Source organism: Lysinibacillus sp. RU7, assembly GCF_057837305.1.
The window spans coordinates 49,685-62,782 of sequence record NZ_JBYQFK010000026.1 but is presented as its reverse complement, the minus strand read 5'-3'; the positions used below and the strand labels follow the sequence as shown (position 1 = coordinate 62,782).

General features: G+C 37.8%; 11 protein-coding genes. 3 read left to right on the top strand and 8 right to left on the bottom strand.

Annotated features, from left to right (window positions below):
- Window positions 1-212: 212 nt before the first annotated feature.
- Window positions 213-977, top strand: coding sequence for a sporulation protein (locus tag AC3II9_RS17120; RefSeq protein WP_489157383.1), 765 nt, complete (start codon window positions 213-215; stop codon window positions 975-977).
- 43 nt (window positions 978-1,020) lie between these two features.
- Here AC3II9_RS17120 and AC3II9_RS17115 read toward each other — a convergent pair whose 3' ends face one another.
- Window positions 1,021-2,850 carry a dynamin family protein gene (locus AC3II9_RS17115; protein WP_489157381.1) on the bottom strand — a complete coding sequence of 610 codons (1,830 nt, stop codon included), beginning with the start codon at window positions 2,848-2,850 and terminating at the stop codon, window positions 1,021-1,023.
- Between the two features lie 347 nt (window positions 2,851-3,197).
- On the opposite strand from AC3II9_RS17115, the gene AC3II9_RS17110 reads away from it, so the two are divergent.
- The gene (locus AC3II9_RS17110; protein WP_489157380.1) at window positions 3,198-4,592 is read left to right on the top strand and encodes a methyl-accepting chemotaxis protein; all 1,395 of its coding nucleotides are present in this window, start codon (window positions 3,198-3,200) and stop codon (window positions 4,590-4,592) included.
- Between the two features lie 253 nt (window positions 4,593-4,845).
- Window positions 4,846-5,034 carry a hypothetical protein gene (locus AC3II9_RS17105; protein WP_391369490.1) on the top strand — a complete coding sequence of 63 codons (189 nt, stop codon included), beginning with the start codon at window positions 4,846-4,848 and terminating at the stop codon, window positions 5,032-5,034.
- Between the two features lie 121 nt (window positions 5,035-5,155).
- Here AC3II9_RS17105 and AC3II9_RS17100 read toward each other — a convergent pair whose 3' ends face one another.
- The 7 genes from AC3II9_RS17100 to leuC all read right to left on the bottom strand — a co-directional run bounded on the left by AC3II9_RS17100 (window position 5,156) and on the right by leuC (window position 13,090).
- Complete coding sequence (locus AC3II9_RS17100; protein WP_489157378.1) at window positions 5,156-5,542, bottom strand: STAS domain-containing protein; 387 nt, start codon at window positions 5,540-5,542, stop codon at window positions 5,156-5,158.
- A gap of 42 nt (window positions 5,543-5,584) precedes the next feature.
- Entirely contained in the window at window positions 5,585-7,279 is a 1,695-nt protein-coding gene (locus AC3II9_RS17095; RefSeq protein WP_489157376.1) for a methyl-accepting chemotaxis protein, read from the bottom strand.
- 27 nt (window positions 7,280-7,306) lie between these two features.
- Window positions 7,307-7,726, bottom strand: a complete 420-nt coding sequence (locus tag AC3II9_RS17090) for an ATP-binding protein (protein WP_489157374.1) — start codon at window positions 7,724-7,726, stop codon at window positions 7,307-7,309.
- Window positions 7,727-7,732: 6 nt separating this feature from the next.
- Window positions 7,733-8,869 carry a SpoIIE family protein phosphatase gene (locus AC3II9_RS17085; RefSeq protein WP_489157372.1) on the bottom strand — a complete coding sequence of 379 codons (1,137 nt, stop codon included), beginning with the start codon at window positions 8,867-8,869 and terminating at the stop codon, window positions 7,733-7,735.
- Window positions 8,870-9,883: 1,014 nt separating this feature from the next.
- Window positions 9,884-10,390 (bottom strand): DUF4275 family protein, encoded by a 507-nt coding sequence (locus AC3II9_RS17080; RefSeq protein ID WP_489157370.1) that lies wholly within the window; start codon window positions 10,388-10,390, stop codon window positions 9,884-9,886.
- A 683-nt stretch (window positions 10,391-11,073) separates the two neighbouring features.
- Entirely contained in the window at window positions 11,074-11,667 is a 594-nt protein-coding gene (leuD, locus tag AC3II9_RS17075) for a 3-isopropylmalate dehydratase small subunit (RefSeq protein WP_489157369.1), read from the bottom strand.
- A gap of 16 nt (window positions 11,668-11,683) precedes the next feature.
- Window positions 11,684-13,090 (bottom strand): 3-isopropylmalate dehydratase large subunit, encoded by a 1,407-nt coding sequence (gene leuC, locus AC3II9_RS17070; protein ID WP_489157367.1) that lies wholly within the window; start codon window positions 13,088-13,090, stop codon window positions 11,684-11,686.
- Between the last annotated feature and the right edge of the window lie 8 nt (window positions 13,091-13,098).

Here is a 13,098-nt window from a genome sequence, read left to right as displayed (position 1 = left end):
GTAGCGAGGGAAGCGGCTCATCGGACGCCCCCCGGAAAGCGCCCAGCTGCTCCTGACGCTACGCTTTCGTCGCAAATGAATTTGGAACGGAAATCAACCCTAAGTTACGGTGATGAGTCAATAAATTATTTCTTCTGCTAAAAATACATGAAACTATTTCAGAAATCCTTCGTATAGATTAGTATATACTAATTGATTAGGGGGATTTTTTTATGTTTCAAAAAATATTAGCCAGTATTGGCATTGGTAATGCGCAAGTAGATACGAAGCTCGACCGCTCTCGTTATACAGCAGGAGATGTCATCAATGGAGTTGTTGAAATAAAGGGCGGCAATACAGAACAAGCGATTGATACGATTTATTTAACGGTTTATACAACGTATATTAAAGAAGTAAATGATACGAAAATTCATGACAACGCTGCTGTGGCATCATTCCAAGTAAGCAGTCCTTTTACAATCGGTGCTGGTGAATTGAAGTCGATTCCATTTTCATTTAATTTACCGCGTACAACACCGATTACAGGAGGCAAAACACAAGTATGGGTACAAACAGAACTTGATATTAAAATGGCCGTGGACCCGACAGACAAAGACTATATTGAAGTGAACGCTACACCGCTCGCAAATGAAGTATTAGCAGCTGTTAAACGACTTGGCTTCCGTTTACGTAAGGTGGAATGTGAAAAAGCACCGCTACGCATTCACACACCACATCCATTTATTCAAGAATTCGAATTTACAGCGACAAATCCTACCTATAGACGACACTTAGATGAACTAGAAGTAACATTTATCAACCAGTCTGCGGATAGCATCGATGTGCTGTTACAAATCGATCGCCGCGCTCGTGGATTAGGTAGCTTACTATCAGAAGCTTTAGAAATGGATGAAAGCTATGTTCGCCTTACATTTACAGACCGCGATGTGTTCTCGATCGAACAAACATTAAAACAAACGATCGAACGTTATATGTAAAAAAGCGTGTAGAGAAAGTGACTTTCTCTACACGCTTTTACTATTACATCATAAACGGAATGGGTAAATCCGGTAATTCCGACAGTACATCGACTTCTGTTAAACTTAACGGACTTAGCATATATTTCGTTTCAAATTCTTGATGTAAAAATAAATCTTGGTCGTTCTCTTCTAAAGGAACTTCAATTTCTCGTTGTGCTAATTGTACCGCAAGAATACAATCAATCGTCTCCTCTATTGTTGCTCGTTGGTTTTCTGTTAACGATATCGCACCACTAAGTAAATACGGTTTAATCGCATCGCGTACAAAATGCTGTGCTTCTGTAATACAGTTAAATTCCGAAAGCTTGTTGACATAAGAATTGGCAATCTTTACTTCACGTTTTCGTTGACTATTTAACTCAGCCACTTGATGAATAATCGTTTGTAAACGTTTTTGAGCAAGCTTTGTAATATGATTTTGAATGCTATATAAGTTTTCGACTACATGCGCTTCATAATACTTAATAATTCGATGTTGTTCTTCGCACTTTTGTTGCATTTGATCTAAACGCTCTTTCTGTGCCTTCGCAATCGAATTTTGATTGATTTGCGCTAAATCGCCTTTTTCAATTCCTTTACCGAACAGTTTGCGATATTGCTGATCTAACAGTCCATATGTTTGCATGTATTCTACATGCAACTTCCGATACGCACGTACAGCTTGATGGTATTGTAGTGAAACAGACTCAAACTCCTCTACTTTGTCATCGCGTAAATATAGCTCACTCGCTAACGTTTGAAGCAGTTGATATAACGTTTCCACCGGTTTAAATACATGGCATACATGCTCGTATTCTTGTTCATATGCCGTCAACAATGCCATATCTCGTTGCTGTCGTGTATATTCAAACCCTTTATTATCCGTATATTTTTCAATATTTTCAAGCGCAGATAAATACGGCTCACGCTGTGGTATTTGCTCCACTTCTTTACGGAAAAGTTCTAGCCAATCAATAAAACGTTCAAATACATGGTGGGTCTTTTTTGTATAATTATTTGTCAGCTTTTCTAGTAACTTATGTAACTCCCCGTATTTTGAATCACCAAATAGCTGTGTATTATTCGTTTTCGCTGCCTCTAACGCCTGTGTTGCCGAAACAGCCGTCATCGAAGCGATTTTTTCCCCGTAACGCTGTGATTCAGATTGCATAAAAGCTGCCACATTTTCTGTATTATCAATCGCATTGATAATGAAGTGTGGTTTCATTTCACGTTCATTATATTTATCTAAAAGGGCTAATTCAGCTTCCGTTGCCATAGAGCCACTACGGATAACCCAAAAAATATCATCCATTCGGTCGACAAGTAACTCAGAAAAATAAGCGGAATGATCGGCCGCTACTTCTAACGCAACCGAATCCACAATGGTTACCTTTTTCAATAAATCGTGCTTAATAAATACTTCGATATAATCCAGATGATCACGAATAATTTGGGCACAAAATGCATCGGATATGGTGAGTAACTCTACTTTTCCTAAATCAAATGTAGCGACCATACCATCTAAAAAAATCGCTTTTACACACTCTTCCTCCCCGTAACGAATAAATGTATTCGCAGCAGTTGGATGTTCGCTACTCGCTGATAACACTTCACGGCCAAGTAATCCATTGATAAAGGTCGTCTTACCAACCCGTTCTTTCCCCATCACTAAAATCATTGTTTGAGAACTGGCATCGTCAATAATACGGTTTAACCTTCTTGTCGTATCTTTCACATATGAATTTTGATTCAGTAAGACGTGAAGCGGTTTCATTCGTTCGATTAATTGTAGTAACGGATTTGATGAGACGATTGATTCAGTTACTAGTTTATTTTGTTGCTCTATCATACAATCAACCCCTTTACTATTTCGTTATTTTCATTATATATAAGAAAGGCTATTTTCTTAAATATGGAAATAGTAATCTATGTAAATTTGATTCATCATACTTATATAAATATCCTATTTTTTAGGTATTAATACGTATGCAGGTTGTTCTCATCAGCTCATTTTCTCCTAAATCCTTCGTTGCTTCACTGTTATTTGCTGATAGGATGTAACAAAACTTTAAGTAATTGTAAAGAAATTAGATCCCCATTGACATGATGGTTTTAACAATGGTAATTTTAACCCAAAGGTTAATTGACACATTATAACTATTTGCAGTTCCATAATTTAAGTAGGAGATGTTAGGCATGCTTTCTTTTTTTAGCTCACTCACAAAAAGTGATAAGACTCACCCCGATTCCTCAATAACTAAAGAACAAGTACAAGAACTAAAGCATCTATTACAAAAAATAGCAAATGGTAATTTAGCTGAAACATTAGTACTGGATAGCCATCACTTAAATGATGAATTAGCTGAAGCACTCCATTATTTAGCTGACAACTATAACAACCGCTTAAAACAAATTACGTTAGAACTAACACATATTGTTTCTGCCAACATTGATGAAAATATTTTTATTAATAAACTACAAAAAAATGCAGTTGCGCTAAGTACTGATTTAGATACCATTGTGGCGGCAGCAGAAGAATTTGCTTCCTCTGTTCAAGCTATCACGACAAATAATTCACATGCGACAACTAATATGAAACAAGCTGGTACAAGAGCCGAAAAACTCCGCGAACAGCTACAAGAAACTGTTCATGAGATTGAGCAAGTACATACACAATTTCACTTATTAAATAACCAAGTAGTATCTTTAAATGACCATATCGGCTCGATTGGTAAAATGGTGTACCTCATTTCAGAAATTGCGGAACAAACAAATCTCCTTGCTTTAAACGCATCCATTGAAGCAGCGCGTGCTGGGGAACAAGGAAAAGGGTTTGCCGTTGTAGCACAAGAAGTACGAAAGCTAGCGGAGCAAACAAAGCAAAATGTAAACGATATTCGTAATAATGTGACGAGCGTTCAACTAGAAGCCTCCAAAACATCAAATAACATTGCAAATATGACAAGTAAAATGGATCAAAGTAATGCAGCCATCTCTAAATGCTCGACAGAAATGAATGAAATCATTACTAATTTATCAATTAGCATTCAAGACATTTCACATACTGCACCGATTATGGAGGAGCAATCTTCTACTTTTGAAGAAATCATTGGGACGATTTCAAGTATGAATGATACGATGGGGCAAATGACAAATGAAATTACACATAGCTCAGAAAGTCTATTTAAAATGGGCACAATCTCTGAGCAATTGCGCAATAGTATGGGAGATTTCCAACTTCGTTATGCAGATGATGATATTATTGAACTGGCGAAAACGGATCACCTGCTTTGGCGTTGGCGCATCGAAAATATGCTACTAGGTAGAAGTAACTTAGAACCTAATGAGGTAAAAGATCATACGAAATGCCGCCTCGGTCGATGGTACGTAAGTGATGGAAAGGCGCATTTCGGTCATCTTTCAGCATTTCAAAACTTGGATGCTGTGCATGCACAATTTCACCAAACATGCCATGTAGCCATTCAGCTATTTAAACAAGGAAAACGTTCAGAAGCCCACTATAAATACGAGGAAATTCAAGAACTAAGCAATAAAGTACTACAGATGCTCGACCAATTAAAAGTTTCATAATAGATAAAGACGTGTTTTAAAGCACGCCTTTATCTATTTTAATTGCCTTTGTCAATAGCTACTTCTCTCTTTTAAGGAACTCGAAATTTTACAATAATTCAAGGAAAACGTTTTCAAGTAGTAAATTGTTTACGGGTTCATTTTCTCGTCAAAAAGGTGTGAATAAGCTGTGACTTAAGGTGATTTCCATTGAAGTCAGACGTCTACCTGATGTATAGTAAAGACAGTAAATCACTCATTGGAGATGACATACATGAACGCTCGAATTTTAAACTTTGTAGAGCAAATCGAAGCAACATTGCTAAATGATATTGTCACAGCAACTACATTAGAGTTAGATTTATATGCAATCGCAAACAATATGATTGCCCAAAATGATAAAATTGACTTCCCTGAAATTTGTCAGGCTTATGAAGTCGTCAAACATCGCTTAATCGGTTAATATATAGATCCCCCCTTCCCGCTACTAGTTAGCGGGCTTTTATTTTATATATAGGCAAAAGAAAAAGCATATCCTAAACAATTATTAGGATACACTTTCTCTATTGGTAATACGATTCATTTTAGTATTCGTTAATTGACAGCTCACCTGTCCATTCACTTTTGATCATGTTTCTTGCTTCGTCTTCTGATGTAACAATCGGAAATACTTTATCACATTGCGATATCGCAAATAAGTTGCGAATGAAATCATCAACAACGATAATGACAATTTTCTTCCCTTGCACTGATACTTTTTTCGCGAAATTGACAATCATCCCAAAGCCTGTACTATCAATATTTATCACCTTTTGCAAATCGATGACATAACCTAACCCTGTATGTAAAGGCAGGTTTTGTAGCTCTGCTTTTACGTCTTCAAGAATGCCATATTCTAAGCTTCCTGTTAAAGCAATGACATTATATTCTTTTTTTTCAGTAATGTTAACTGCAACCTTGTTTCGCTCCATTAAACTATACCTCACTTATTTTATCTTTTAGCGATCAATTATTTAAAATTGAAACTTATTCACCTCATTGCGCAGTTTATCAGCCACGTCTGCTAGTTCATCCGCATTTGATGTGATTTCTGCAACCGTCGCATATTGCTCCTCTGATGTCGCAGCAACCTCCTCTGTTGCAGCAGCTGATTCTTCAATAATGCTCGAAATTTCATGAATTGCATGTTGGACATTTTGTGAATTGGTATGCACATGTGAAAATGAATCTTTCATCTGCTCGACGCCTTCTTCCGTCACCATTACCTTTTCAACGATTTCCTCAAGTGCCTCGCCGCCTTTATTAATAATCATAACTTGCTCATTAACGGCCAGTAAGTTACTTTCCATCGTTCGAACAGTTACCGAAGTCTCTGCTTGAATATCGCTAATTAAGTTTGTAATCTGTCCAGATGCTAACTTGGATTGCTCAGCTAATTTACGTACCTCTGATGCTACAACCGCAAACCCTTTTCCTTGTTCCCCTGCACGCGCTGCCTCGATCGCTGCATTTAATGCAAGTAAATTCGTTTGTTCTGCAATCTCGCTAATTACTGTAATAATGCCACCAATCTCTTCTGAGCGCTTCCCGAGCTTTTGAATAGAATCCGTTGCGTATGATACGGTTTGCGTCACCGCGCCTAAATGTCTAATTGCCTCGTTAATTGCTTCCTCGCCTTTTTTCGCAATGTGCGTTGATGTAATGGCGTTGTGCAACGTTTCTTCTGCTCGCTCTATACTTCGTGCGACCTCTTCAATTGTTTGTTGCATCATGACGACGATGCGCTCAGACTGCTCGGCTTGCGTCGTTGTTCCTACAGCAAGATCATTCATCGTGAGGGCCACTTGATTCGCCGCCTCACTCGTTTGATGAGAGGAATCTGACAATTGATGCGAGGAAGTAGCAATTTGATTGGCACTACCTGCTACAATACCGATTGTCTCCTTCAATTGGTTTCTCATATCATTAAAGGAATTCGCTAAATCGGCAATCTCATCTTTTCCTTTTGGATTTAACAATTTAACATTTAAATTTAAGTTTGCTAGTTCCTTTGCATTTCCACTTAAAATATTGATTGGTGTAATTACTTGGCGCTTCATAAATACTGTAATACCTAAAATAATCAACAATGAAATAATGGATGAAATCAAAATATTTTTTTCAGCTGCGCTATTCGCTATCTCTAAATAAGGGGCAATCGGTAAGGCTGTAGCCCAAATGCCAATGACCTCTCCAGCGCTATTTAAAATCGGGTCATATGCTGCCTGATGTGGTTCTCCTAATACATCCGCCGAACCTAAATAGCGTTCATGTTGCTCTAAAACAGCCGCTTTTACTGGTTCTGAAACTTTTGTATGAATCGCACGATCACCATTCTCTATAATGTTCGTATTAATGCGCGTATCATATTGGAAAATCGAAAAGGCATTTCCATGAGTTAATTCCCCTACTTCGTCAATGATTTCGTAGTTTTCAACCATATTGACATCGCCTTTATAAAGCTCTCCATCAACAATTTGCCACTCACCTGGGATTTTTGCATCAATATAATTATATGAGACTTGAATGTCTGAAAATAACTTCGAATTTGCACTTTCTAACATACTTTCCTTTGTAATAAAGTAATTCGCTACCGCTAAAATGGCAATTAATAAAAAAATACAACTTAAAATAAGAACATTCATTTTTCTTCGAATTGACCACTTCATCAAAAAGCCCCCCTAAACTATGACTTGCTATACATTTATTTTTTTCTTTATGCCGACTAAAAATCGATTGTCAGACAGATGTTCAAACCAAATCTCATCTACCATATTTTTAATGAATAGAAAACCTCTTCCTCTATCCGAAAAATCGACGTCCTCAAAATTAGTAGCTAAAATGCGCTCGCACTTGTCCTTCGGTATTCCCCCAGATTTATCGGTAACGGTTACCTTCACTAAATCTTCGTCTTTTGTTACATGAATTTCTATTTTTTTTACGTTGGTAAATTGCACTTGTTGCATTGCCTCAACGGCATTAATGACCAGTTCATGTACGACAAAGCAAAGCTCCCTTTTAATTGGAACTCCATACATGTCAGCGAATGTGGTTATTTTTTGATCCACAAACTGGATTGCTTCCTGATTTGGTTCTACACTAAGCAAAAGTTCCATTCCGAGTCACCCACCTTCAAGCGTTATAGTAATGGATACCATTGAAATATCGTCTTTGTACGTATTTTCATATAAATTGTATTGCTCAGCAAATTTGTTAAGTGTATACGTATTATGCTGAGATGCATAGGAATGGAAAAATTCCGTGTCTAGCTTTTCATTTTGCTGCGTTAAAAGAAGACCATCCGTATATAAAATAATCCGACTCCAATCTGCTAAATAAATTTTCTTTTTATTTATTTTCATGTTCGGAAACAATCCTAAAATGGGTGCATTCGCTGTTAACTCCATCGTCTGTTTGTATTTTCCGATTTTTATACCTGCTGGATGAGCAGCATTCACATATTCGACCGTTTTATTTTTCGTATCAATGAGTAAGTAAATCGCCGTAACTAAAAAATGATCGATATCGCTAGCGCTATCAGTAAACATCGTATATATTTGACGATTCATTTCCTTCATAACGGTAACCGGATCAACTAAGCGTGTGATGAGCCCTCGTGTTAGCGAGCGAATAGACATCGTCACAAGTGAAGCCGCTATCCCGTGCCCCATCACATCATAAAGTAAAACAGCCGTTAAATGCTCGTCTATTTTAAACCAGCAGTACATATCTCCCCCTAGTATATTCGATGTCAAGTACAGTCCATCACACTCGACATGCTTGCGCACCAGACGGGGAGACAATGCGTTTTTCTGCACCTTTTTCGCAAATGTTAAATCATTGTACCGCTGCTCTTCTCGCCTTTTCCGCTGCTTGGATTCTTTGATAAACTTCAATGCAACGAGAATACGGGATTTAAAATGCAGAAAATTAAACGGCTTTAATATGAAATCAAAAATCCCTGCCTCAAATACTCGATCGATTGTTTCCTCCTTCTCATACGTTGTTGAAAGTAAAATAGGAACGTCAATCCATTTATACAGTAACTCTATTTTTTGACAAATTTCCTCACAGTTCTTCAGCGTCATTTTAACGTCTAAAATGACTAGCTCCACCGTTTCCTTTGTAGCATAGGGCATACATTCAATAGCTGACTCTACCGTTTGAAAGCTGTGTATTTCCGTTATATTCATTCGTTTAAAGTAAAGTTGTAGCTGCCATAAATCATTGCCCACTTCTCCAACAATTACTACTGACATCTCCTATTCTCACACCACCTTTACACCACAATGAAAAATAAAATTAAACGAATGCAATTACTTGTATTTAAAATAAAAAATATAAGCATGTTGATTTCCATAGGCATGACTTCACCTCATTACTTTCGGCTAATGCCAAAAGTAATGAACTGTCAGTTCATGCTTTTCATGCTAGAGTCAAGTTGCTTTCGTTCCATTCAACGAGCAAGCCAGTTGATTAATCATTCCACTTGTCATCTACTAATATTTAGATCATCAACATATTTAATATACTCTCTCTATTATACAAGATAATTATAAATTATTATATTTTTTTACAATTATTTCTTTGTGAATTTTTAATTTATTACTCCATATGGCTCTTCACAAAAATATGTACTTGACCGCACATGCAATAACGAATAGCCGCTTTTGAGGTATGACTTGAACCTTCATGTGTCCCGTCACTACATATGCTGTTCCTTTTAAAATAATTTATGTTTTAACTTATAATGAGTAAATTCACAAACATATATTACCATTTGCGTAACCGTTGCTTTCCGCTCCGGCACTCGCTTTCCACGGGCGAGATCAAGCCTCCTCGTCGCTCATCCTTCGCTCCTGCGGGGTCTTGATTGTCTCGCTTTTCCCGTAGGAGTCTCGTGCCTCCACTACAAGCAACTAGTGTTCAATAAAAATTAATGAAATATCCTCATTGATTATAGTAGAAGGTAGGCGATTATACGTACAAATGGAAAGAAAATGATTCATGAATAGAAAAGATAAATGATTTTTCTAGAATATCGAGAAGCATTCACTTTTTTTGCCGTAGCGCGCCATAGCCACAGGAGCCAAGATTTTCTTTGCGACGAAAGCGTAGCGTCAGGAGCAGGAACAGGAGATCCAAACAGGCCATGCCTGTTTTAGCTCCTGTGCAGGCTGTGGCAAAGCGCGGAGGCTACAATATCAATTTCTTTTAATATCTCTTACTATTTACTTGGTATTTTTAGGATGTATTTTTGCTCATTATGAATTTTAATTAATAGGTTTTAAAAAATATGGCCCACACATCTCTTCATGTGTATGCACATACGTCCAACTAAAACTATCATCGAAAATATATATATCCGATTGCGAATCGAAATCTTCTGAAGTGACATTCATCGCATTTTCGTAAACATATACAATCGGGAACCTTTCATACATCATATATAGATTGCCCTTTCGTTGTGCATCAAATGCTGTTCTTGCTTCTTCTTCTTTTAAACATGGGATCTTTTCGTAACTAAATAAATGCCACTTAAATTGCTCATAGTAAATTTTAGCCTTAACTTCCTCTTTTATTGATCCAGCAAAAGCCGCTTCCCAACGTTGAATTAACTTTTCTGAATCTGTATGGTATATATCTAAAGTTACACCTTTATTGATTAAATTTTGCTTATAATCATATTCCTGTTTAACACCTAGAACAGCCTGGTAGACATGTTCTAGCTCCTCCTCAGGTAGCTCATTTAAAATACAATCAATCTTTTTTCGAATCATCTTGTTCCCCCTGTATTTCATTTTATCGATTTAACTTACTACTTAGAATGAGCAAATCCTGAAACATATATTACCATTGTATTAACCGTTGATTTCCGCTCCATTCGGCTCGCTTTCCACGGGCATGGCCTCAGCCTCCTCGTCGCTCGTACCTCGCTGCTCCTGTCGCTGCGCTTTCGTCGCAAATAAATTTCCTGCGGGGTCTTTAGGCCAACATGAAGTTGGTCACGAAGGCGTTGTCACAGGACGTGACGGTTTTAGCCTTCGTTCCTTTATTGCGATTCCCGTAGGAGTCTCGCCGATTCCGCTTCAATCAACTGGTAAGTCATTTTTAATCACGTTTTGCTAAAAAACACGCTTCTATAAAGAAAATATTTTGTTAATCAACACACCTGGCTAAAAATAAAGAAAGATTCGCATTCATGACGGTAGAGGCTGGATAATTACACTTACAAATAGAAAGAAAATGATTTCTTTTAGATAAGAGAACTATTTTTCTAGCATATCGAGAAGCATTAACTTTTGCCGTAGCGCACCATAGCCACAGGAGCTATGATACAAACCTTTCACTATTTAAATGGTATTTTCAGGGTACATTTTTGCTCATTACGAGTTACTATATAAAATTTAATTAGGCTCTATCTAAAACACCCTAGCTACAAATAGCTAGGGTGCTTTTTATCTTATTCAAATACTAAACGTTTTTCTTCGTATGCTTTAATGTGATCTTCGTATTGGAATGTTAATGAAATCTCATCCCAACCGTTTAACAGCATTTTCTTATAATATGGATCGATATTGAATGTATACGTTTTACCGTAACTAGTCGTTACTGTTTGCGCTTCTAAATTTACTTCGATTTCTTGTGCTTGCTCTAAACCTTTTGCTAGTAACTCTTCACACTCAGCTTCTGTTAGCTTCACTGGTAAAATACCGTTTTTGAAACAGTTATTGTGGAAAATATCCGCAAATGATGGCGCAATGACTACGTTAAAGCCGTAGTCTAAAATAGCCCACGGTGCGTGTTCACGAGATGAACCACAGCCGAAGTTATCTTGTGCCACTAAAATTTGTGCACCTTTATAAGCTGGTTTGTTTAAGATGAAAGATGGAATTTCATTTCCTTCTGCATCAAAGCGCCAGTGATGGAATAAATACTGGCCAAAACCTGTACGCTCAATGCGCTTTAAAAACTCTTTAGAAATAATTTGGTCTGTATCGACATTTTTATGATCAAGTGGTGCATACACACTTTTTACGATATTAATTGGTTCCATGAATTTAACCTCCTGCTTATGCTTCTTGCTTAATTAGCGTACGAACATCGACGAAGCGACCGTGAATACCAGCTGCTGCTGCCATTGCTGGTGATACTAAATGCGTACGTGCACCTGCACCTTGACGTCCTTCGAAGTTACGGTTTGACGTTGATGCACAACGTTCGCCTGCTGGAATCACGTCCTCGTTCATACCTAAACAAGCAGAACAGCCTGACTCGCGCCATTCAAAGCCTGCATCTAAGAAGATTTGATCTAACCCTTCTTCTTCCGCTGCTTTTTTCGTAGACCAAGAGCCTGGTACGACAATGCCTTGCACACCTGGTGCTAGCTTATTGCCTTTTACAATATCCGCTGCTGCACGTAAATCTGATAAACGAGAGTTTGTACAAGAACCGATAAATACGTGTTGAATTTCGATATCTGTAATATTTTGCCCTTCTTGTAAATCCATATACTTTAATGCTTTGTCTAATGCATTGCGGTCGATGTCGTTATCGTAGTCCGCTTTTGTTGGGACTGTTTTCGTTACACCGATCCCCATAGATGGATTTGTACCCCATGTAACGATTGGTTCGATTTCAGATGCTTCAATCTCTAACACAACATCATATGTTGCATCTGCATCTGAAGCTAAACTCAGCCAGTAAGCAGCAGCTTCTTCAAACTGCTTTTGTGGTGCAAAACGACGACCACGTAAATATTCTACTGTTGTTTCATCAGGAGAAATAAGACCCGCTTTCGCTCCGGCTTCAATAGACATATTACAAATTGTCATACGTTCTTCCATTGAAAGGGCACGAATCGCTTCACCTGTGTACTCTACGATATGGCCCGTACCAATACCGATACCCCATTTTGCGATAATGGCTAAAATAATATCTTTTGCTGTACAACCAAATGGCAAATCACCATTTACGCGAATTTCCATTGTTGGTGGTTTTGTTTGCCATAACGTTTGTGTACTCATCACATGTTCTACTTCAGATGTACCAATACCAAATGCTAATGCACCAAATGCACCGTGTGTTGCTGTATGTGAGTCACCACATACGATTGTTTTACCTGGTTGCGTTAAACCAAGCTCTGGTCCGATTACGTGTACAATCCCTTGGTCAGGATGCCCGATATCTGCTAACTGTACACCAAACTCTTTTGCGTTGTCAGCAAGTGTTGTAATTTGCTTTTTCGCAATCGGATCATTAATTGTTGGTAAATTTTTTGTCGGTACGTTGTGATCCATTGTAGCGAAACAAAGATCTGTACGACGTACTTGACGACCCGCTAATCGTAGCCCCTCAAACGCTTGCGGACTTGTTACTTCATGAATTAAATGAAGATCAATATACAGTAAGTCTGGCTTGCCATCTTCACGATATACGACATGTTGCTCCCAAATTTTTTCGATAATGTTTTTTCCCATTGTCTTCA

Coding starts and splice junctions, on each gene's coding strand:
- AC3II9_RS17120 (WP_489157383.1), top strand. CDS start 213: ATGTTTCAAAAAATATTAGCCAGTATTGGCATTGGTAATGCGCAAGTA.
- AC3II9_RS17115 (WP_489157381.1), bottom strand. CDS start 2,850: ATGATAGAGCAACAAAATAAACTAGTAACTGAATCAATCGTCTCATCA.
- AC3II9_RS17110 (WP_489157380.1), top strand. CDS start 3,198: ATGCTTTCTTTTTTTAGCTCACTCACAAAAAGTGATAAGACTCACCCC.
- AC3II9_RS17105 (WP_391369490.1), top strand. CDS start 4,846: ATGAACGCTCGAATTTTAAACTTTGTAGAGCAAATCGAAGCAACATTG.
- AC3II9_RS17100 (WP_489157378.1), bottom strand. CDS start 5,542: ATGGAGCGAAACAAGGTTGCAGTTAACATTACTGAAAAAAAAGAATAT.
- AC3II9_RS17095 (WP_489157376.1), bottom strand. CDS start 7,279: ATGAAGTGGTCAATTCGAAGAAAAATGAATGTTCTTATTTTAAGTTGT.
- AC3II9_RS17090 (WP_489157374.1), bottom strand. CDS start 7,726: ATGGAACTTTTGCTTAGTGTAGAACCAAATCAGGAAGCAATCCAGTTT.
- AC3II9_RS17085 (WP_489157372.1), bottom strand. CDS start 8,869: ATGTCAGTAGTAATTGTTGGAGAAGTGGGCAATGATTTATGGCAGCTA.
- AC3II9_RS17080 (WP_489157370.1), bottom strand. CDS start 10,390: ATGATTCGAAAAAAGATTGATTGTATTTTAAATGAGCTACCTGAGGAG.
- leuD (WP_489157369.1), bottom strand. CDS start 11,667: ATGGAACCAATTAATATCGTAAAAAGTGTGTATGCACCACTTGATCAT.
- leuC (WP_489157367.1), bottom strand. CDS start 13,090: ATGGGAAAAAACATTATCGAAAAAATTTGGGAGCAACATGTCGTATAT.